Origin of the sequence: Clostridium frigidicarnis, assembly GCF_900111985.1 — a bacterium.
Classification (GTDB): domain Bacteria; phylum Bacillota; class Clostridia; order Clostridiales; family Clostridiaceae; genus Clostridium_Z; species Clostridium_Z frigidicarnis.
In genome coordinates, this window is the sequence record NZ_FOKI01000031.1 from 1 (window position 1) to 22733 (window position 22733).

General features: G+C 32.3%; 21 protein-coding genes. 3 read left to right on the forward strand and 18 right to left on the reverse strand.

What is annotated here, in order from left to right:
- Positions 1 to 266, forward strand: a 266-nt coding sequence (locus BM119_RS14880) for an integrase core domain-containing protein (protein WP_143087336.1), incomplete at its 5' end; no start/stop codon positions are given.
- A 332-nt stretch (positions 267 to 598) separates the two neighbouring features.
- Here BM119_RS14880 and BM119_RS14885 read toward each other — a convergent pair.
- The 8 genes from BM119_RS14885 to hypB all read right to left on the reverse strand — a co-directional run bounded on the left by BM119_RS14885 (position 599) and on the right by hypB (position 10431).
- On the reverse strand, positions 599 to 2212 hold the full coding sequence (locus BM119_RS14885; RefSeq protein ID WP_090042530.1) for a family 20 glycosylhydrolase: 1614 nt from the start codon (positions 2210 to 2212) through the stop codon (positions 599 to 601).
- A gap of 268 nt (positions 2213 to 2480) precedes the next feature.
- A complete protein-coding gene (locus tag BM119_RS14890) occupies positions 2481 to 3344 on the reverse strand; it encodes a pentapeptide repeat-containing protein (RefSeq protein ID WP_090042531.1) in 864 nt (287 codons plus the stop codon).
- Positions 3345 to 3471: 127 nt separating this feature from the next.
- Positions 3472 to 4308, reverse strand: coding sequence for an ABC transporter ATP-binding protein (locus tag BM119_RS14895; RefSeq protein ID WP_090042532.1), 837 nt, complete (start codon positions 4306 to 4308; stop codon positions 3472 to 3474).
- Positions 4308 to 5390 (reverse strand): FecCD family ABC transporter permease, encoded by a 1083-nt coding sequence (locus BM119_RS14900; RefSeq protein WP_090042533.1) that lies wholly within the window; start codon positions 5388 to 5390, stop codon positions 4308 to 4310. The genes BM119_RS14895 and BM119_RS14900 overlap by 1 nt, the downstream gene beginning before the upstream one ends.
- Positions 5390 to 6412: an ABC transporter substrate-binding protein gene (locus tag BM119_RS14905; RefSeq protein ID WP_090042534.1), complete on the reverse strand. Its 1023-nt coding sequence runs from the start codon at positions 6410 to 6412 to the stop codon at positions 5390 to 5392. The genes BM119_RS14900 and BM119_RS14905 overlap by 1 nt, the downstream gene beginning before the upstream one ends.
- A gap of 186 nt (positions 6413 to 6598) precedes the next feature.
- A complete protein-coding gene (locus BM119_RS14910) occupies positions 6599 to 6940 on the reverse strand; it encodes a hydrogenase maturation nickel metallochaperone HypA/HybF (RefSeq protein WP_090042535.1) in 342 nt (113 codons plus the stop codon).
- A gap of 84 nt (positions 6941 to 7024) precedes the next feature.
- Positions 7025 to 9724, reverse strand: coding sequence for an FAD-dependent oxidoreductase (locus BM119_RS14915; RefSeq protein WP_090042536.1), 2700 nt, complete (start codon positions 9722 to 9724; stop codon positions 7025 to 7027).
- Between the two features lie 35 nt (positions 9725 to 9759).
- Positions 9760 to 10431, reverse strand: a complete 672-nt coding sequence (gene hypB, locus BM119_RS14920) for a hydrogenase nickel incorporation protein HypB (RefSeq protein ID WP_090042537.1) — start codon at positions 10429 to 10431, stop codon at positions 9760 to 9762.
- A 467-nt stretch (positions 10432 to 10898) separates the two neighbouring features.
- On the opposite strand from hypB, the gene BM119_RS14925 reads away from it, so the two are divergent.
- The gene (locus BM119_RS14925; protein ID WP_090042538.1) at positions 10899 to 11594 is read left to right on the forward strand and encodes a 5'-methylthioadenosine/adenosylhomocysteine nucleosidase; all 696 of its coding nucleotides are present in this window, start codon (positions 10899 to 10901) and stop codon (positions 11592 to 11594) included.
- A gap of 124 nt (positions 11595 to 11718) precedes the next feature.
- Here BM119_RS14925 and BM119_RS14930 read toward each other — a convergent pair whose 3' ends face one another.
- From BM119_RS14930 to BM119_RS14960, 7 genes are all read right to left on the reverse strand, one after another.
- A complete protein-coding gene (locus BM119_RS14930; protein WP_090042539.1) occupies positions 11719 to 12876 on the reverse strand; it encodes an iron-containing alcohol dehydrogenase in 1158 nt (385 codons plus the stop codon).
- 42 nt (positions 12877 to 12918) lie between these two features.
- Positions 12919 to 13347 (reverse strand): GlcG/HbpS family heme-binding protein, encoded by a 429-nt coding sequence (locus BM119_RS14935; RefSeq protein ID WP_090042540.1) that lies wholly within the window; start codon positions 13345 to 13347, stop codon positions 12919 to 12921.
- 48 nt (positions 13348 to 13395) lie between these two features.
- Positions 13396 to 13761: a glycerol dehydratase reactivase beta/small subunit family protein gene (locus BM119_RS14940; RefSeq protein WP_090042541.1), complete on the reverse strand. Its 366-nt coding sequence runs from the start codon at positions 13759 to 13761 to the stop codon at positions 13396 to 13398.
- Positions 13761 to 15599 (reverse strand): diol dehydratase reactivase subunit alpha, encoded by a 1839-nt coding sequence (locus BM119_RS14945; RefSeq protein ID WP_090042542.1) that lies wholly within the window; start codon positions 15597 to 15599, stop codon positions 13761 to 13763. The genes BM119_RS14940 and BM119_RS14945 overlap by 1 nt, the downstream gene beginning before the upstream one ends.
- Positions 15600 to 15663: 64 nt before the next feature.
- On the reverse strand, positions 15664 to 16086 hold the full coding sequence (locus BM119_RS14950) for a diol dehydratase small subunit (RefSeq protein WP_090042543.1): 423 nt from the start codon (positions 16084 to 16086) through the stop codon (positions 15664 to 15666).
- 19 nt (positions 16087 to 16105) lie between these two features.
- Entirely contained in the window at positions 16106 to 16681 is a 576-nt protein-coding gene (locus tag BM119_RS14955) for a propanediol/glycerol family dehydratase medium subunit (protein ID WP_090042544.1), read from the reverse strand.
- An 18-nt stretch (positions 16682 to 16699) separates the two neighbouring features.
- Positions 16700 to 18364, reverse strand: a complete 1665-nt coding sequence (locus BM119_RS14960; RefSeq protein WP_090042545.1) for a propanediol/glycerol family dehydratase large subunit — start codon at positions 18362 to 18364, stop codon at positions 16700 to 16702.
- Between the two features lie 382 nt (positions 18365 to 18746).
- Between BM119_RS14960 and BM119_RS14965 the strand changes: the two genes are divergently transcribed.
- A complete protein-coding gene (locus BM119_RS14965) occupies positions 18747 to 19154 on the forward strand; it encodes a GNAT family N-acetyltransferase (RefSeq protein WP_090042546.1) in 408 nt (135 codons plus the stop codon).
- Positions 19155 to 19359: 205 nt separating this feature from the next.
- Here the strand turns inward: BM119_RS14965 and BM119_RS14970 are convergent, their stop codons facing one another.
- The 3 genes from BM119_RS14970 to pdxT all read right to left on the reverse strand — a co-directional run bounded on the left by BM119_RS14970 (position 19360) and on the right by pdxT (position 22729).
- A complete protein-coding gene (locus BM119_RS14970) occupies positions 19360 to 20130 on the reverse strand; it encodes a response regulator transcription factor (RefSeq protein ID WP_090042547.1) in 771 nt (256 codons plus the stop codon).
- Positions 20131 to 20160: 30 nt separating this feature from the next.
- On the reverse strand, positions 20161 to 21402 hold the full coding sequence (locus BM119_RS14975) for a sensor histidine kinase (RefSeq protein WP_090042548.1): 1242 nt from the start codon (positions 21400 to 21402) through the stop codon (positions 20161 to 20163).
- A gap of 751 nt (positions 21403 to 22153) precedes the next feature.
- Positions 22154 to 22729 (reverse strand): pyridoxal 5'-phosphate synthase glutaminase subunit PdxT, encoded by a 576-nt coding sequence (gene pdxT, locus BM119_RS14980; RefSeq protein ID WP_090042549.1) that lies wholly within the window; start codon positions 22727 to 22729, stop codon positions 22154 to 22156.
- Positions 22730 to 22733 lie beyond the last annotated feature (4 nt).

Here is a 22733-nt window from a genome sequence, read left to right on the forward strand (position 1 = left end):
TTAGTGGTGTATTTGAAAAGGGATGTATGGATGAAAAAGTAGTTCATGAAAGGATTCCAGTAAGGAGTCCTAATTACAATGCTTTTATTGAGTCATATCACAGATATCTTCAAGAAGAGTGCCTTAATAATGAGATGTATTGGAGCTTAAAAGAGTTAGAAATTGATTTAAATGATTATGTTTATAGATATAACCATGAAAGGATACATTCCTCTATAGGATATGTATCCCCACATGAATATTATAAAAATAAAATTTCAGCTTAGCTTGAAATTTTGAGAAAACTTTAGAATGAGTAACTTTAGTCCAGATAGCGGGGAGCAATCCGAGGTTGAAAATCACAGATTTTCTTTAATTATATTCTTAAAATTTTAAAATCTTCCTAAGAATATTTATCCTTCAATTGTCAATTCTCAATCGTCAATTATCAATTCATTTCAATCTTCCTAAGAAAATTTATCCTTCAATTGTCAATTTCTTAAACTCTTGCAACTTGTCACTTGTAATTTTTCACTCATTAAAGTTTTCAACTAAAAACTCTATATGTTTTAATGCTTATTAAAGTTATCCACAAATTTAAAATATTATAAACAATAGTTTATTTCTTTTCAGATGTCCATACACTACTATCCTTGTAGTAATTTATTCCTTGATTTTTCATTCTTTCCCCTTGTTTCTCTAATCTGACCTTATATTCATTCCAATCTCTAGCGTCTTTAGGTGTCCAACCTATTTCAGCATGACCTAATAATCTTGGATATATCATATAATCCATAGCTTTTGTATCGGAGATTGTTTCAGTCCATAATGGTGCTTCTATACCTAAAACTAACTCCTTTGGAGCATAATCAGTAGGATCCCATTTATATGCGGTTTCTACAGGAATGTAACCTGCCCAGTCTAATCCATATGGCGTACTCTCATTATATTTCATATCTAAATAAGCTTTTTTTGCAATTGAAATAATCATTTTCATATTTTTTTCTCTAGCTGCTTCATTAGAATCTTTCCAATTCTGTAATACTACATTTGAATTTATTTCCGGAGATGTATCAATTGGATCCCAACCTATTGGAGTTTTTCCATACTTCTCAACTATTTTAGATACCCGGCCTACAAAATAATCATAGTCCTCCTTTTTAGTACTATCCGCTTCATCCCCTCCTATGTGAATATATTTGGAAGGTGATATCTCAGAAACTTCCTTAATTACATCATCAATAAATTCATATGTTTTTTCATCATGAGTCATTAAGGAACTAAATCCTACGTCTGTACCTGTATATAAAGGTTTTCTTTTACCATCTGGATTTAGAAAACCATAAGAAGCCAATGCCGCATTGGTATGACCTGGCATATCAAATTCAGGAATTATCTCTACATATCGTTCAGCTGCGTATTTAACTATATCCTTAAACTCTTCTTGTGTATAATATCCTCCAGGTCCACCACCTACTTCTGTGCTTCCACCTATATTAGTTAAGTCTGGCCATTTTTTTATTTCTAAACGCCATCCTTGATCATCACTGAGGTGTAAATGAACTTTATTTATTTTATATTGAGATGCATGATCTATTTGACGTTTAACTTCATCTACAGTGAAAAAGTGTCTAGCCACATCAATCATTAATCCTCTATAACCATATTCAGGTTTATCATTTATTGTTGAAACAGGAATACTCCATTCCACGTCAGTAACTACGGTGTCCTTTTCAATATCTGCTAGCAATAGTTGTCTTAATGTTTGAACCCCTCTTGAAATTCCTTCTGGCCTATAGGCTATAATTTTAACATTTTCAGGTGTGGTTATTATTTTATAACCTTCATCTCCTTGAGCTTCTTCTGATCCTATAGTAGTTAAATAAATACTACCTGATGGAACATTATCTGATTTAATAATATTTAATTCGAAGCCTGTAGAAGACTTTAATTTTCCCCTTATAAGTTCTGCAATTTTATTAATTTCTTCTGTTTCTTCTTCATTATTTCCTTTTATATAAATCGAAGTATCCTTTGTAAGTATAAATTTACCCTCACCTTTTTCATAGCTTACAGGCCTTGGAATAATAATATTATTACTACTTTCTATTGCAGAAATTGCTTTCGCTTCATTGTTTCCTTTAGAAATCATTGTGGAAGAGACCGTTGCTAGTATTAACACTATCATCATTTTAGATATAAACTTCCAATGTGTATTAGATATATTTTTCATTAGCTCACATCCTTACATGTTTTTCAATATAAACTTATTTTTATTATGTACTGTATATGGTAACCTTCATTATTATTTTATAACCTAAAATTCATAGTCTATACCATAAATCTCTTATAAGACACATAATGTGTTTGGATATTTAAGCAATAGAAAAAAACGCACTCATTTTGGTGCGTTTTTTAGGCAATTTTATTATTTACAATGCATATAGTTTAAAACTTAATTTTTTTGAATGTGCATTGAATGTGCCTTATTTCTCAATCAATTATTTATCCCAATATGCAGGCCTAACTAATGACATTGGTAACTTTGTATTAGAGTCTCCCTTAGCTGAATTAATCTGAGCTTGCGTAATAAATATGCTATTTGTGAGATTAGCTCCTCTTATATCAGCATCTCTAAAATCAGCTCCAATAAGGTCTGCTCCACTTAAGTCAACCGATCTAAGGTCTGCTGCAATAAGAAATGCACCTCTCAAATCTTCTCCTCTTAGATTAAGTTTTTTAAGGTCTGAACCAATAAAATTTAATCTTCCAGCAATTGTCTTCTTACGTTTTAAAGCGTTCTTTTGTCCTCTACGAGCTTTAGCTCGTACAAGTTCACTAGTTTTTAAAAGTAGAACATTAACATTGTTTCTGTGCGCTACTAAGTCTAGCTTTATGAGTGAATCAGCATCTAGGTTAGTAAGCCTTACTGTTTCGCTTATCATATAACTAATTTTCTCTTGGCTAATACTGTCATATTGCATTCTAAATGCTTCTGTTAGATACCATAACATTTCATGAAGTTGTCTCATAACCAAAAATACATCAAACATCTGCTTTTCAGTTCCTGGATTTGTTCTCCAATCGTGTCCACCATATGTAACTTGAGCAACTTTTTGACCTGCTCCAAAGCAGTCATAAGCAGTACATCCTTTAAGACCTTTCTTCCTAAGATTTTTGTGAACAGCACATTTAAAATCAGATTGTAAATTTATACAAGGTTTACCAGCGTCTTTGTCCGTTGGAAAACCTTCTGAAGCAGAAAAGTACAATGCAACACAGCAGAACCCAAAACATTTTTGGCAGTCAACTTTCAGATTGTCATATAATTCTTTATTACACTTAATTTCATCTTGATATATCATATGTATTCTTACCCCGTATTCTTAGAATATAAATAATTTTAACTCCTAAATTATATCATAAATGAATTAAATTGCTGTATATACCATTATACTTTTCGCTATTAAATTACAAGTTCATTTGCATCTTTTAATGAGTATGCAATCCTGTAAATCCATCTTCATGTACATGATCAGTTCCTAACCCTTTAATATGTTCATGTGTGTGCATAAATGATACTTGTAATTTTTTGTTTATAGGGTTAACTCCTACATACGCATTTACACCAAATACGTCTTTTAACATTTCGCAATTTATTACTTCTTCTACTATTCCAAAGTTCTTTATCTTTCCATCTTTCATTACAATTAAATAATCACAATACATAGATGCTAGATTCATATCATGTATAGCTGATAAAGTAGTTATATTAAGACTTTTAACTAAATCCATAATCTGTATCTGGTGACCTATATCTAAATGATTTGTTGGTTCATCTAGTATTAAAAAATTAGTATTTTGAACTAAAGCCCTTGCTATTAACGTTCTTTGCTTTTCTCCCCCTGATAACTTAGAAAAACTCCTCTCACTATAGCTTTCTAAGCCTACCTTTTGGAGCATATTCTTAACCATTTGTAAATCATCTTTAGAATAATTTTGAAAAACTGATTTATATGGATATCTTCCCATCTTTACTATTTGTTCAACAGTAAAATCAAAGTGAGTATTACTTTCTTGAGCTAAAACTGCAATCTCTTTTGCACAATCTTTATATTTCATTTTATCTAATTCTTCATTATCTAATAATATACTTCCACTTAATGGTTTATAAAGTCTATATATGTTTTTAAGTAATGTAGATTTTCCTGAGCCATTAGGACCTATAACTCCTACGAATGAACCTTTTTGAATATCAAAAGATATATCTTTTAATATTTCTTTTTTATCTATGCTGAATCTTAAATTTTTAACTTGGACTTTAAACATTACTCTTTTCCTCCAAATGAATAGTTTCTCTTACAAATTAAGTATAAGAAGAACGGTCCTCCAACTAATGCAGTTATTATTCCTATAGGTATTTCTATTGGTGGGAAAAGCCCTCTAGCTACAATATCTGATAATATTAGGAATATAGCACCTATTAATGATGAAAGTGCTATAAGTTTTTTATGATCACTTCCTGTTATAGTTCTACATATATGTGGCACTACAAGTCCTATAAATCCTATAGAACCAGTTATAGCAACTAATGACGATGTAAGTAATGTAGCTAATATTAAAATTATAGATTTTATAAGCTTTATATTTATTCCAAGTATTATTGCACTATCATCACCAAGAAGTAATATATCTAGTGATTTAGACATTATTAATGCTACTATCATAACTACAACTAACATAATAAATGGGAATAATAAAATCTCTCTTTTAGCTCCTCCTAAACTACCAACAGTCCAAAACAGAGCAGTCTTTGCTTGATTTGAATTCTCTGCTGAATATATAAGTAAGTTAGTAAATGCCGAAAATATTGTTGATATTGCCATACCTGATAATACTAATCTTGTTGTAGATGTTGTTTTACCCATTTGAGTACCTATAGCAAAAACTAATATTCCTGATATAAGAGAACCTACAAAGGCTCCTGCTCCAATACTATTTATGCCAAGTGATGACATACCGCCTAAAACTATAACTGCAACAGCACCACAAGATGCCCCTGATGATATACCTAATATATATGGCTCAGCTATTGGGTTTTTAGTAACACATTGCATAAGCACTCCACAAAGTGCTAATCCAGCTCCACATATACCTCCCAATAATACTCTAGGAAATCTTATTTCCCATATAATATTTTGTGTCATTACACTTCCAACATCACTGTAAACTGCTCCATTTGTTAATTTACTAAGTAGTACTTTATATACTTCTCCAGGTTCAATATACGTACTACCTATGGCTATAGCTACAACTACTGTACCTACTAATATTATAGTTAAAGCTATAACCCAAAATAAAAAACCTTTCTTTTTAGAAAGGCCTTTTTTATCTTCTAAAACTACTTGCATTACTTATTTTCTCCAAAGAAATATCCGTACATTTCCTGGATAAGCTTAGGGTTTCTAACACCTGGAGATAACTCAGCTAATCCTACAACATATATTTTGTTATTTTTTATAGCAGGTACATCTTTAAGTGCAGGATGAGCCTTCAAAAAGTCTATCTTTTCTTGTACTGGTTTTCCTGCCATAAAATCAGTTACTAATATGACTTCTGGATTGTCTGCTGCTATACTTTCCCATGAAACATATATATAAGGTTTAGTTGCATCTTTAGCAAATACATTTTTTCCACCCGCAAGGTTTATTAAGTTATTAGCAAGTCCTGCTCCAACTACCATTGCATCATTTTCACCAGAATCAAATACCATCATTTTCGCTCTATCTTCTTCTTTTATGTCTCCAACTTTGTCTTTTACAACTTTTATATCACTTTTCATTTTACCTACAACTTCTTTAGCTTTATCTTGTACTCCGAATATTTTCCCTAATAATTCAAAATCTTCATAAACAGTTTCTACTGTAGAATCTGCTCTATAAGACTTAGCCATAAATGGAATTATATCTTTTGATATAAGTTCACTAGGTGATCCTGTAGTTTGTTCACTTATAGATGAATCCCATCCACTTACAAAGTCTGCACCTGTTGCTATAAATGCTTCTTTAGATACAGAATGACCTTCTCCAACTTTAAGTACTGGTATTTTATTGTAGGCTTCTTCAAATTCAGGTAATATAGGATTATCTAAAAGAGCCGTTCCTATCATTCTATCCTCTAAATTTAATGCTAATAACATTTCTGTCATAAATTGAGATAATGTAACTGCCTTTTTTCTTGGCGATTTTACTGTTACATCATAATCTTTAGCACTATCTGAATATACGAATTTTACTGTTTCAAAATTACTCTCTTGAACTTCAGTGTTTGTTTTTTTCACCTTATCTTTTTCATTATTGGAGCATCCTACTGAACCTATAGCTAATCCAGCTATAGTTAATGTTATTATAAATTTTCTTAACGTCTTATTCATTCCCTGTTTTCCCCTCTACATTATGTTATTTAATATAAAAATTTACGCTTTTTTCATTCTTAATTTTATAGTATTTTTTTATATGTATTTCAAGTATACTCAAATCCCCGACTTACTTTTACGGTTATGCTGGCACATTCTAATTTTCTTCATTTTTTTATTTTATCAACATTTTCTTAGTCTAATTTAACAAGCTATTATTTCCTTAATCATAAACTCTTTTCCGCATAATATATCCAAATCTCTACTTCCGCAGTGTGGACATTTACCATTATTCTCAATTAGATTAAAAACTTTATTACACTCTTTGCAAATACCGTTTCCTGGCAATATTTCAATTTTCAATTTCGTATTCTGCAATAATGTACCATCTACTGCAGCTGGATAACATGATTCAATATATCTTGGAATCATGGATGAGAGCTCACCAATTTGGAGAACCAATGTATCGATTTTTGTTACTGCATTTTTTCTTGCAAAATTTTCAACAGTTTTAACAACTTCAATCACAACTCCTAATTCATGCAAATAAACTCACCTCTCTTGTCAAAGTTCAAAAGTAGGGGAACCTCGTTCCCCCATCTTTTATTTTATATAATTTGTTAATTTCTCTTACTTATCTTTTTCACTAGAGAAAATTGATTTCAATGCTTTCACAGGCTTTTTCACAGCAATTCTCACCTTACGTTTTAACGCGTATTTTACAATGGTAGACTTCATATCACTAAATTCTGTATTTTGATTGTCATACTTTCTTACCAGTTTGATTGCTTCATATTTACATTTTGTAGTACAGACGCCGCATCCTACACAGATGTATTGATCTGCAACTGTAGCACCACATCCAAGGCAGCGTTCTGTTTCCTTCTTCACTTGCTCTTCTGTAAATGTATCACGTAAATCCTTGAAGGTTTCTTTGGATTTCTTTCCGTCAATATGGCTTGATTTTTGTCTTGGAAGATGATCGTATCCTTCAAGGACAAGGTTTGCTTTATCAAAGGCACGGTATTCTCTCTTAATACGACCTATAGTTAAACTTTGTCCATGGTGAACATAACGATGGATTGAAATAGCACCCTCCTTTCCTAAAGCAATGGCATCTATAGCAAATCTAGGACCTGTCAGCGCATCTCCGCCGGCGAATACATCCGGTTCACCTGTTTGTAAAGTAAGTGGATCAGCTTTAACTGTCTTATTGGGCTTCAATTCCATTTTTGAGTCTTGTAATAATCCACCCCAATCCATTCCTTGACCTACTGAAAGTAGAACATTGTTTGCCCTCACCATTTTGGTTTCACTTTCATCAAATTTAGGATTAAACCTTTTATTTTCGTCAAAGACAGAAATACACTTTTTAAATTCTACCCCTATAACATGTCCATTTTCCACAAGAATTCGTTTTGGTCCCCAAGAATTATTGATGCTAATATCTTCTGCCAATGCCTCTTCAATTTCCTCATCAAGAGATGGCATTTGCTCTCTACTTTCTAAACAATACATATGAACTTGTGATGCACCAATACGTGTAGCAGTTCTGGCAACGTCAATAGCAACATTTCCTCCACCAATTACGATAGTTTCCCCTTCTATTTTCAAATCTTCACCTAGATTTACCTTGCGTAAAAATTCTACACCAGTGATTACCCCCTCAGCATCTTCACCCTCAAGACCTAACTTTCTACCTGATTGAGCACCGATTGCAAGATAGAATGCTTCGAATCCTTCACCTCTTAAGTCATTAAGGCTTACATCTTTACCCACCTCAACATCTGTCTTAAACTCAACCCCCAATTCTCTCAAGATATCGATTTCTGCATTAACTACATGTTTTTCTAGTCTGAAAGAAGGTATTCCAAGTTTCAACATGCCTCCAAGTGCTTTTTGTTTTTCAAACACTGTTACCTTATAGCCATCAATAGCTAAGTAGAAAGCACAGGAAAGCCCGGAAGGACCTGCACCAATAACGGCAATTTTATTTCCATATTGATGTTTTACTTTAGGTATATATCGACTATCTTTATTCAAATCTTGTTCCGCAATGAATTTTTTGATATCATCTATAGCAATAGGATCATCGACGTCTCCTCTGGTACAAGCAGATTCACATTTTCTTGGGCAGATACGTCCACATACTGCTGGGAACGGATTTTCATGCTTGATAAGTTCAAGTGCTTCAGTATATCTTCCTTGAGAAGCCAGCTTGATATAACCCTGAATACCAATATGAGCAGGACATTCTGCTTTACAAGGACTTGAACCAGTATCCATAACAACCTTTCTGTTAGTACGATAATCAGGATTCCATTTATCCGGACCCCATTCTGTATCATAAGGAAGTTCTCTTTTCTTCTCGGGAATAGGTGTTTTAGTACAGATTTTTTGACCTAATTTTAATGCGCCAGTAGGACAATTTTCAACACATTCTCCGCAGGCAACACATTTATCTGTATCCACTTGTGAAACATAGTTGGAACGTACCATATCTGGGTTTACGAACATATTGGCAATTCTTACAGCAAAGCAGCCGCATCCGCAACAGTTACAAATGGCGTGAGTTTTTCCAGGACCATCTGTATTCGGTATATTATGCATTAACCCGTTTTCTTCGGCTTTTTTAATAACTTCAAAAGCTTCTTCACGGGTAATCTGTCTTCCTCTACCTGTACGGATATAATATTCAGCAGCATGTCCCAACTGAATACACATATCTTCCTTCAAGTGACCACAGCCTTCTCCCATGACTTCTCTTGCTGTACGACAGGAACAATCAGCAACTGAGAAAATAGTATTCTCATTGAGATATTTAGAAACTTCCTCATAAGATGCTCTTCTGGTTTCACCCGAAATAGATTGTTCAATAGGGATAACACGCATAGGGCCTGAACCTACAGGAACATTACCTGCTGCCTTGGGTCCTCTTAATTTTCCATATTCATCAAAAGCCTTGCCAATTTGGGGATACTTTTTAACATTCTCCTTGTTGTTAACCATCATTTCCATATGCCCTGGAACCCAAATTTCATTCCAATATTTATCAACACCATCAATTTTATTAACAAAAGCAGCCCCGGCAACTGCCAATTCCCATAAGAGTTTCTCTGTTTCCTCTACAGATTTGCCGCACAGAGGAGCAATCTCCTTTGCACTCATCGGGTTACGTAATTGAAGACAAAGAGCTACTTCTGCCATTTCTTCTGTAATAATAGGTTCCAGAATATAATATTCCGGATCTTCCGGCTTAATTTCTGTTTTTGAACCACGCTTTTGATTGCTAATCTTATTCGCCAGATCAAGTACTTTCTCTTTTACCATATCCATTTACCCCCAATTTAAGTTTTAGTATGGTACTACCTTTTATTCCAATTTTTCACTTCAGTACGTATCCAGTCAGCCCACTCATGAATTCCCTCTCCAGTTTTAGCAGATATGGGAATTATTTTAATATTTGGGTTCAATTTTCTTGTATACTCTTTAACTGCCTCTAAATCAAAATCAAAATAATCTATTGCATCAATCTTATTAATCAACAGAACATCAACAATTGAAAACATTAAAGGATACTTTAATGGTTTATCATCTCCCTCTGGTAGACTTAAAATCATAGCATTTTTTGATGCACCAGTATCAAATTCTGCTGGGCACACTAAATTCCCTATATTTTCTAATATTACAAAATCAAGTTCTTCTGTTCCCAATCCCGATAGCCCTTGTTTGGTCATATCTGCATCAAGATGACACATGCCACCAGTGTGCAATTGAATTACTTTTGTACCCGTCTTTGCAACAGTATTAGCATCCACATCTGAGTCAATATCAGCTTCTAAAATTCCAATTCTCATTTCATCTTTCAAAGCGTTAATTGTTCTTAAAACAGTTGTTGTTTTACCTGAACCTGGTGATGACATCAAATTCAATAAAAAGGTCTTATTTTCTTTTAATTCTTCCCTAAGCAAATCCGCCTGTCTATCATTGTCTTCGAAAACACTTTGTTTAATCTCAAGAACTTTATACTTTTCCATATTATATATGCCCCCATTTCATCTTAAATTCTATCTTTTATTTAAGCTATAAAAAAACACTATCTTAAGGAAAATTATATCACGAATTCCATATTAATCAAATGCGTTTTTGTATACGTTTTAGCAAAGTAAAAGTTAGTGATTAATCCACATAAAATTATGCATAACTATATTTATAAACCTCATTTGGTTATGATATGTCCTTGACTTAATTATTCTAAAATAATAATATTAAAAATTTGCATGAACACAATTAAATATGTATTGATGAATTATTTACAAATAGACTTTTCTCAAATTCCTTACTTCCAATAATTAATTTAGCCCTTATAATTTGTTTTAGAAGCAGTACTTATTTGATATAATATATTAAGGCACATTCAAAAAATAACAAGTCAGTATGCTAGTATATTTAACTTGTTATTTTCTTTCATGTTCCTATATACTCAAAATTGGAGGAATGAATAATGGTTTTAGGCATAATTTCAGCTATGAGCGAAGAGCTTGAGCTTCTTTTAAAAGAAATGGATATTGAGAGAACTGATAAAAAAGCAAATATGGAATTTAACTACGGAACTCTTTGGGGTAAGAAAGTAGTTGCCGTTGTTTGCGGAATAGGTAAAGTTAATGCAGCGGTTTGTACACAAATACTTATCTCTGAATATAAAGCTAGTAAAATAGTTAATGTTGGTGTAGCTGGTGGTATAGGAGCAGAAATAGTTCCTGGAGATTTAGTTATAGCTAACAACTTAGTACAACATGATATGGATACTACTGCTTTTGGTGATAAACATGGTCAGGTTCCTAGATTAGATACTTTTGATTTCAAATGTGATGAGGAATTAGTATCTCTTGCTAAAAATGTATGTTCTAACATAACTAAACATAAAAGTTTTGTAGGAAGAATAGTAACTGGAGATCAATTTGTTGCTAATGTTAATAAAATAAGATGGTTCCACGAAGAGTTTAATGCTCTTGCTTGTGAGATGGAAGGTGGAAGTATAGCTCATGTATGTTACTTAAATCATGTGCCATTTGTAGTTATACGTTCTATATCTGATAATGCAAACACAGGTGCTCATATGGATTATGAAAAATTCATACCTATAGCTGTTGAAAACTCAACAAACATACTAAAAGGTATGGTATTAGCAATGAAGTAATCTATCTTAAGTGACAAGTTTAGGATGAAATTTTTTATACTTTACTGTATATTAAGAAAGACCTAGTCAAATGTGGATTTCCACCTCTGACTAGGTCTTTTTATAATCTTAAACTAAATTCAAACTAAAATGCAGCCTTGAATATAGCTATTATGTCTCTTTCATTTCCTTTTCTTGGGTTACTGAAAGCATTTCCATCTTTTAATGCCATTTCAGCCATGTATGCGAAATCTTCTTCTTTTATTCCCATGTCTTTTAAGCTTGAAGGAATTCCGATATCAGTTGAAAGTCTGAACATAGCATCTATAGCTTTTTCAGCAGCTTCCATAACTGATAATCCAGTTATGTTTTCTCCCATGAATTCAGCTATATCAGCAAACTTTTGTGGGTTTGAGATTAAGTTGTATCTTTCAACGTGTGGAAGAAGCATAGCATTAGCAACTCCATGAGGCATATCGTATAATCCACCTAATTGGTGAGCCATAGCATGAACGTATCCTAAGTTAGCATTGTTGAATGCCATACCAGCTAATAATGAACCGTATGCCATGTTCTCTCTAGCTACTAAGTTTTCACCTAAAGCAACTGCCTGTCTTAAGTTGTTTGATATTAACTTTATAGCTTGTATAGCAGCAGCATCAGTTACAGGATTTGCATCCTTTGATACATAAGCTTCTATAGCATGAGTTAATGCATCCATTCCAGTAGCAGCTGTTAAACCTGCTGGCTTTTTAACCATTAATTCTGGATCATTGAATGAAACTAATGGTAAGTTTCTCCAACTTACTATAACATATTTAACCTTAGTCTTAGTGTTAGTTATAACACAGTGTCTTGTAACTTCACTTGCTGTTCCTGCTGTAGTGTTAACTGAAACTATTGGAGGAAGAGCATTAGTTAAAGTTTCTATTCCTGCATACTCATAAAGATCTCCATCATGACTTGCAACAATACCGATACCTTTACCACAGTCGTGAGAACTTCCGCCACCAACTGTAACTATCATATCACATCCATTGTCTTTGTATATTTTTAATCCCTCAGCAACATTAGTATCCTTTGGGTTTGGCTCAACACCATCATAATAAACAACTTCTATTCCTGCTTCTTCTAAAGACTTAACAGTTAATTCTACTGCTCCACCTTCCATGCTTCTTAAGAAACTATCTGTAACTATTAAAGCTTTCTTTCCACCTAATATATTACATCTTTCTCCTACTAATTTTACACATCCAGCGCCCATAAAGTTAACGCTTGGTACTAAATAATCATACATTCTCATTGTATTTTCCTCCTAAAATTTAATCTTTTGATTAATGTTTTTTTATTTTTTGTTAAATGCATCTACTGCAGCTTGTGCTATAGACATATCTTCTTCTACAGTTCCACCACTTACACCAACAGCTCCAACAACTTCACCATCAACTATTATTGGCATTCCGCCACCAAAAGGAACTATTCTACAGTTGTTTGTAAGTTGTAATCCATAAAGACTTTCTCCCGGTTGAACACATCCAGCTATCTCATGGCTTCCTTGCTTTAAACAAGCTGCTGTAAAAGCCTTGTTTACTGCTATATCAATACTTGTTATAAAAGCATTTTCCATTCTATGCATTAACATTAGGTTTGCTCCAGCATCTACAGCTGCAAATATAACTGGTACATTTATGCTAGCTGCTTTTTCTTCAGCTGCCTTAGCCATTTCTTTTACTACTTCTAAACTTAATTGCTTAAAATCATTTAACTTTTTCATAGTTTATATCTCCTTTTTAACTATCTTTATTCTTAATATAATATTTACTTATAATTCTTTAAAAGCGATACCTTTAACTAATCTTCCAGCATTAGCACCAAGTGCTCTTAAAAGAGTAACATCATTATTTAAGTTAATAGTAAATAATGGTTTATCCTTCTTTAACTTGTTATAAGTTAAAGTTACTTTTCCAGTACCATCAACACCGATTCCTACTGACAATTTTGAACTTTGGGATGCGGTATGACTTAGCTCTTCTGAGTTTAGATGTTCTTCTTTACAAACAACATCACAAGGAATTCCTTCTTCCTCTATACCCCATAAAATTTCATTGAATTTAGTTAAGTCTTCTAAATCTGAAGAATAATATAAAAATACACTCGGTACGTCGTATTCAAAATATCTCATCATCATTACTTATCTACTCCATTTCCATTACAAGCTAGTATAAGCCCTGTTGCAACCGCATTTCTTGGTCCTTCTGTACCTCTTATATTTCCTCTTCCAGCAACCACTCCATATTGTGATAAAGAGTCTGTAACTAATTGAGGAACTTCAAAATCTAGCGATGATCCTCCTACTAAGACAACAAATTCAATATCTCTTATATTACTTGTAGGTGAAACTATAGTTAATGCTCTTAAGCAATTAGTTACAAATACTTTTTCTTTAGCAGATCTTCTTATGCTTTTGATCTTTTCTAAAGATTTTTGGCCATCAATTGGAACTAGCATTCCATCTTTTATTATTACAACTTTTGCAAATACTGATGGATCTAATGGCTTTTTAAAGAATTCTACTGTTCCATCTTCATGTCTTATATGAAATAAACTCTCTACTTTAGCTAATGGATGCTTCTTAATATCTTCAGCTAAATTAAAATCCTCTAATCCAAGCTCAGATTTTATAAGCATTGTTACCATGTTTCCTGCTCCTGCTAAGTGGATTGATGAAATCTCTCCATGATTATTTATTATTGATGCATCAGTAGATCCTGCTCCCATATCAAGTATTGCAAGTGGTGTGCTACTTCCTGGTGTTGTTAAAGCTCCTCTTATAGCCATATCAGCTTCTACTCCACCAACTTCTACTTGAACGTTTAATAGCTCTTGTAGTTTATCTGCAATAATTTGCATTTGTAATTTATCTGCCTTAACCATTGCAGCTATCCCAACTGCATTTTCCATGGAAAATTCTTCTGCAAGACCACCCTTAACCTTTTGAGGTATGAATGTATCAACTGCTAATAAATCTTGGATTGATATATCAGATATCTTTTGTTTAGTAAGCTTAGCCATAACCTGCCTTACTCTCTCAAGCATTCCTCCGGCATTTGTACCAGCTTCTCCTCTAACATCTTGTATCGGAACACAAAATTTTACTGCCTCCATTATCCCTTCTGCACCATGTTCTACATCTACAACTTCTTTTCGGTTTAACCCATTTATATGAATCTTACCTGCTGGGATTCTCTTCTCCTGGACATCGCCCTTTGGAGTTTTTATAACTACCGCAGACCTGTTTCCTATTAAAGCTCTTGATATAGGCACTATCATCTTTGTTTCTTTTGATGTTAGGTCAAATACTGTTGCAATACCATATGGGTTAGATAAAGTTTCAACAACATCACCTTGTGCTGCAACCTCTACAGCTGCTTTCATGCCTACAGGAACTTTTTCTAGAAGCATTACTTCATCAACTATAGGTATTTTTTTGTCTAATCTGTTGTTTATTAAAACTCCATCATCCCTTTGGACAATAGCTGCTGTTATGTCTATTCCTCTTTTAATAGCAGCATTTATTCTTAACGCTGCTTCAAAGAAGTTAATTTTACTTAATATAATAGGGATAAACCTTTTATCTTCTAAGTTATCAATATCCAATGCATCTAAGTCTTCTATATTTATAGTTTTTCCTATGCCAAGACCAAGACCACCTGGAGTAGATGGGTTGTGTCCTATCATAGTTGACTCAGTGATTATAGTCTCAGTTATTGTTTCCATGGCAACATCACCTATAACTGGTGCTGCTTCATTTATTCTAACTAAATCTAAATCCTCTATATTTAAAGATGCTTTTTTTAGTGCTTGTTTTAAGGAGGAAAATACTCCTTCAATGTTTTCTTCTGTTCCTTTAATTCCTGTTGTTGGAACTATTCCACTTGAAAGAAATTTCACCTTTTCATTTTCAACTTTTGCTAATGCGACTTCCGTTGTAGCATTACCAATATCTACACCTGCTACTATGTTCATGATTTTTCCTCCCTAACCCAAGGTTACTTATTAAAATTGTCCACATAATAGTGGCAATAAGATATTATTCTTGTCTTAACTTAGCTCTTTTTTCGTAAACTTCAACAGCTTCTCTTACGAAATCAGCATTAACTTTGGCACCATATACATTTTCAAGCTCTTCAGCCATTGCTAAAAGCTCTTCTTTTGTTGAACGGTATGGTCTTAATGCATTGTACATCTCAAGAATTCTATCATCTGGAACTTTTATAAGTTCTGCTGCTCTTCTGAAGTTTCTAGCTATTGCATGTCTATTCATTCCCTCAGCAATTTGAGCTTGCATTTCTAAAGTTTCTGGTGATATTCTAACATCTTCTGGCTTAACATTGCCATTAAGTACGTTCTCTAATGTTATGTCTTGTAAGTTCATTCCTGTTGGAGTTTTTATGCTCTCAGGTCTTTTTGTAGCCAAAGGATAATCTTTTGGATTCATTTTTCTTTGTTCCATGATCTTTTCTCCTCCCAAATTAAAATTTAACTTCTATTTCTATAGGCTTAGCTCCAACTGTTACATGCTTAGTCTCTTTTATATGAAGTAAAGCAGCTATTGCCATAAATTTAGGTCTAGCCATTTGGTCGTTCCTTGTTGGAACTGGTGTTGGAGATTCTCCCTTAGCATATCTTGCTGCATTCTTTCCTATTGCTCTGAAAGTATCAAGATCTAAAAGTGGTGCTTGAGGAAATAACTCTAAGTTATTTAAAGGAAGTAAATCCTTTTGGTGTATAACTGTTGTTCCTTTTGATTGAATTCCTATTCCTATACCTGATCCACTTAATTTAGCAGCATCATTTGCTATAAATGAAACATCTGAAGTTCTAATAACTCTAACAACACGAGCAGTTAATCCTTCTTCTTCTACTCCTGCGATAATTTCTCTTAAAACATCGCTATGATTTATCCCTACAATTGTTTTGTGTTGGAATTTAAGAAATGCTGGTGCTAGTCCTATAACAACTTCGTCTGCATTAATTCCAATCTTTGCTTCGCCTACTTCTGTAAGCGTAAGTTCTGGCATAGCATATTGATTTGTTGTATTCTCCATATTTATCACCTCTGCCTATTATTCTATATCTTCTGGTTTTATTACATTAGGAATATTTTGTATTTCCTGCCATCTTTCTTCACTCATTCTATAACCAGTTCCTGGTCCCATATAGTCATTAATATCATTAACTGCACTTATAACATCAAAATCCTTGTCTAATATAGCTGATGTTTGTAGGTAGTCACCTGTTACTCTTTGCTTAAGCATGTTTAATATGTTGCTTGCAACATCATCAAATCCATTTGCGCTTAATGCTTTAACTATATCTAATCCAGTTACTCTATTTTTAAGCATATCTTCTGCTGCCTTTAAATCTTCAACTACGTTTCTTTCAGGCATATCCTTACTTCCATGAGCATAAGTTGCTGCTTCTACTTCTTCATCAGTTATAGCTGGGAAACCTAACTCTCTGAATACACCTTGTATAGCTTTAGCAGCTTTATTTCTTATTGCAATTGTTTCTTCTTCTGATACTGGTCTTAATCCACCATCTACTTTTAAGTCTCTTTGAAGAATATTGTAATCGTCAAAGTCTTCAGCATCAAAGTTTGAACCTGCAAACATATTGTCATAGTTTGGAACTGCACTATATCCTGAGAATATAAAATCTGTTCCTGGAAGCATCTGCATTAATGTTCTAGCAGTTCTTCTTATATCTGAGTGTGAAAATGTTTGGTCATTAGCTGATGCTACTTCTATATCAAGCATTGCTGCTATTAAGTTTTCAGCAAGTACAGCTCTTATACCTGATGGAACAGAACCTGTCATACCAATACAACTAACTGCACCATTTTGAAGTCCTTGAACTCCAGCTCCCTTAGTTATATATATACATCTTGACTCTAAGTAAAGCATTGATTTTCCTTCTGAGTATCCCATTAATGCTTCTGAACCTGTTCCTGATGTATATCTCATCTTAAGTCCTCTTGAAGCATAAGCTGATGCTAAGAATGCTTTTGACCATGGAGTATCATCACCATCAGTAAATACTGCTTCAGTTCCATATACTGAAACTGTTTCGGCATAACTTGTAAGTCCTCTCATACCAAGATCAAGTTCTGTAGCTTCCTCAACTGAACATTGAGTTAAAACTCCACCACGACCTACTTGTGATCCTATAAGTATTGCTAATGCATTAAATGGAGCATATCTTACAATACCAACTGTAGTTTCTTGCTCTGAGAAACCTCTTATACCAGCCTCTGCTGCATCTGCTGCAATTTGAACTGGGTTATCTTTTAAGTTTGTAACGTGACATTGGTTTGAAGGAGTTTTTCTAGCTCTCATCTTTTGTAATGCCATCATCATCTCAACTACATTCATGTGTGAAACAACTTCAACAACCTTTGCTGGTGTTATAGCTGTTGTTATTTTAACTATTTCATCTCTGCTAACGTTTATATCTACAAGCTTCTTTGCTATGTCTACTGAGTCTAATGCCATAGCTTCTTCTGCATTTTCTAAATTTATTGCATAATCAGCTATGAATCTATCTATCATGTCGAATTCTTCTCTTTTTTTACTATCTAATTCTACTACTGTTCCATTTTTAATTTTTATTGAAGACTTGGGATCACTAGGGCTGTGCATTGCCACTAAACCCTCTTCTGGCCATTCACCAATAAGGCCATCTTGATTTACAGGACGTTCTGATAAAACCTGGAATCTTTTTGATCTCACTTACGTTTCCTCCCTTAAATACAACTAAAAATATTTTGTTTTGTTTTTCTTTTGTTATTTTTTTATCGATGTCTAAATTGTAATATAATTCTGTATAAATTCCATTGAAATATATTGTCTACTTCTTGCAATATATTGTTTAATTTCCGTTTTGAAAAAATTGTACTTTTTTGTCATACGATATATCGAACTATAAGATTTGTCCTATTTTATAGATACAAAGATTAAAAGTTATAAAAAATAAATAGTAAAATTTAAATAATTTAGATTTGTTAACCAATACATTTATGGTATAATATGTATTCAAAGTCATGTATAATGGCACCTAATTACAAAATTGGGGTTACTAATATAATGTTTTTGTTTTAAAGGAGGATGGGGATTGTTAGAGTTAAAGAAGGCAAACATTGATGACGCTCAGTTAATTACTGACATAAAAACAAAAGCATTCAATAAAGAAATTAATACCTATTTAGGAAGGAACGGAGGCCCTCCAGGGTATGATGAGGTTGAGTCTGAAATTTATATTATCAAGAACTTTATTGCATATAAAATTGAATTAGATAATGAAATTATAGGCGCATTGTTTCTTATTTCTTTGGGTGGTAGTAAGATGCGATTTGAAGATTTTGTAATAGAACCATCCTTTCAAGGAAAAGGATATGGCTATAGAGTAATGGAGTTGGTTGAAAAAACATATCCTAATATTAATGAATGGCAACTTTCTACACCTGTATTTAGTGTAGGTAATCAACATTTATATAAAAAATTTGGTTATTTAGAAGTTTAAAGAGATGAAGATCTGATTGAATATAATAAGAAAATCCAATAGTACACAATGTTCTTATTATGTATTAGCAGGTAGTCTAAATTGAGTTCGAAATTGGACTACCTGTTTTAAGTGTGTACATATCAACAATTTAGTCCAGCAGAGACTTATTTTAAAGATCATATATAAGCTACTTTAAATTTGAACATTGTACTTATGACCATTTTTATATTTTTGAATCTCTATACTTTTTAGGCGTAACACCTTCTACTTTTTTAAATACTCTTATAAAATATCCACAATCCTCAAATCCTAAATCCATTGCAATATTCAAAATAGGGATATCTGTGCTTTTTAATATTTCTTTAGCCTTATTAATTTTAACCTTATTAACATAGGTTATGAAGTTCATTCCAACTTCTTTTTTAAACAGTTTACTAAAATAGCAAGAACTTAAGTTGCATATACCAGCTATTTTTTCTAAATTTGTATTTTGATTCAAATTTTTATTTATGTATTCTAATGCATCCTGTATCGGTGATTTAGATTCTATATATTTTTTTTCAGATTCACTTCCGATGATTTCTTCTATCTTATCACTTTTTTCTAAAACTTCACTATCGTTAATTTTAAAATTAACAATAATATTGTTCATAACATTTATTAGTTCACTTGCTCTAATAGGCTTTAGTATGTAATCATTAACACCTAAAACCAAGGCTTTACGCACAAGGTCAAAATCATCGTATGCTGTAATAATTATTATAACTTTTTCTGCATTTTCTGCTTTTATTATTTCAGACGCTTTAATTCCATTTATTCCAGGCATCTTAATATCCATAATTATTATATCTGGATTAAATTCTCTATTATATTCTATGGCCTCTCTTCCATTACATGCTTCTGCTACACACACTATTGATTCTAAATCCTTTAACATAAGCTTCAAAGCCTGTCTTTCTAAAATTTCATCATCAGCAATCATTAATTTAAACATCTATACATCTCCTGGCTACCAAATACATTGTTATATATCTTTTGGTATAGTTATTTTTACCAAAGTACCCTTTCTTATTTTGCTTTCTATACTTATATCATAATCTTCACCATAATAGTGAGCCATTCTCTTATTCACATTATTTATTCCTATTCTATCAATATCATTACCATATTTAAGTTCTAATTCTTGATTTAGTTCATTAAGTTTTTCTCTTGATATTCCGGTTCCATTATCCTCTATGCATATAGTTAAATTCTCTCCATTGTCTTTAGAGTATACCTTTATAGTTCCACCATCTTCTTTACTTTCTAAACCATGAACTATTGAATTTTCAACAAAAGTCTGGATTACCATAAATGGAATCTTTAATTTATTTAGATTTATATCCACATTAATCTCATAGTTAAGCCTATCTACAAATCTAATTTTTTGAAGCTTTAAATATGAATTTACATAATCCAATTCTTCCTCTAACATAACAATTTTATTGGCTTTTTTTAATGTGTATCTCAATATATTTGATAAATTATATATAACATCTTGGGTTCTTGGTGCATCCTCTATGAGTGCCAAAGATGCCATACTACTTAATACATTAAATAAAAAGTGTGGATTAATTTGAGATTGAAGAGCTTTTAATTGACATGATTTATACTCTTTTTCAAGTTCTGCATTAGCCTTTTTAGTTTCCACAAATTTTATATTTTTCTCATTCAATTCTATCTGTGCCATTTTTAAAACAGCTTCTCCAACTATATAATTGCTTATATGAAACATCATTTGAGCTACAGATTCGATTTTTTTAAAATCAACTACAGGTAGTTTTTTATATGTACTTAATAAATTTTGTTTTTCATCTTCTTCTAAGTTATCAAAATCATCTTTTCTAACTAATATATCTTCTAAATCTATATTTTGATCTTCTTTTGTAAGCACTTGCCCTGCCATAACAGAACCTAAATAATAACCATTAACTATAATAGGTGTTGCAAAATCAACTAATCCGCTATGGCATCTGTATATGTACGGTTTTTCTAATCTAGCCGCTTCTAAACCACCTCTAGAATCACATCTTTCACATAACTGAGAATACATCTTGTTTGCTCTCATTAGTTTGCAAAACTCGCTACATCCACTATGTTCAGTAGCTGGTTTTCCTTTAAAGTCTACAGTTATTATAGACATTCCTGTCGCTTCAGCTATATCATCCTGTATTTTTTGAAAAACTTCTATATCCATTACATCTTTTAAATGTAATACACTCTTCAAATAAAATCCTCCTCCTTCTTTTCATATAAGGCACATTGAAAAAATAATAAGTCAGTATGTTAGTCTATTTCGTGTCATACTGCGTCAGTAATATTAGCACATAGCCTTTGCTATGAACTAATATCACCTCCTGTCTGCCACGAAATATACATGGCATCTTTGACTTGTTATTTTCTTTCATGTGCCTGATGAACTTTATTATTTTATGCTTTTTAGATACCCTTTAAACAATACATTTAATTTAATTATATTGTTGGATAACTTGTTTTTCAATAAGTTTATTTTTTGTTTGTTTTATATTTAACATATAAATTTATTTATTTATTAAAGAATAATACATTATATTTAAAATTTCTCAATTCTATAATCTACAAAAATCCAATAAGTTTTACTAATAGTATCTTTTAATTTTTATAACTATATTAGTTCCTTTTTATTTAAGTAATTATTAAAATTATAACATCTTAAGAATTTAACTTGTTAAAACTTAGCAAATATTGAAGTATGAAAAACAAGATAAAATTAAAGCTATGAAACTTCAGGCTCTACCTTTAGATTCATAGCTCTTAACTTACACTTATTAATTATAATTTCATCTGCTTATTACATCTTTAATATTATCACTTCTCAAAGTTAATATGAGTACTTCTCAACAATTTCATCTTCAATGTCCATTTTCACTCTTATCTTAAAAATTATAACTGTAAGCCCATAACTAACTTGTAACTTGTAACTTGTCACTAGCTACTCTCTAACTTGCTCTTTCTATTATAGACAAAAAATATCTATGAAAATCTAATCCATCTGTTAACTCTGGATGAAATGAAGTAACAAAAATATTTTTTTGTTTTGCTGCTACTAAATTGCCATCTACTCTTAATAATTCCTCAACATCATCACCGTGGCTATCAATATAAGGAGCTCTTATAAAAACAAGTTCTTGAGGAGCATCTCCTATAAATTCTATTTGCTTTTTCACTGAAAAACTATCCTTTTGGCTTCCATATGCATTTCTTCTTACCTTTATATCTATGGCACCTATATAATTATTATCTTTACCTCCTATTTCTTTAGCCAATAAAATCATACCTGCACAAGTTCCCCAAGTTGGCATACCTTCTATGATTTTATTCCTTAATGGTTCTAGCATTTTTGTTTCTCTTAAAAGCTTTCCCATGGTTGTACTTTCTCCACCAGGTATTATAAGTCCATCAATACTATCTAAATCTTCTTTTTTTCTTACCTCCATAGCTTTATGGTTAAGCTTTTTTATATGATTTACATGTTCACTGAATCCTCCTTGTAAAGCTAGTACCCCTACTTTCATTATA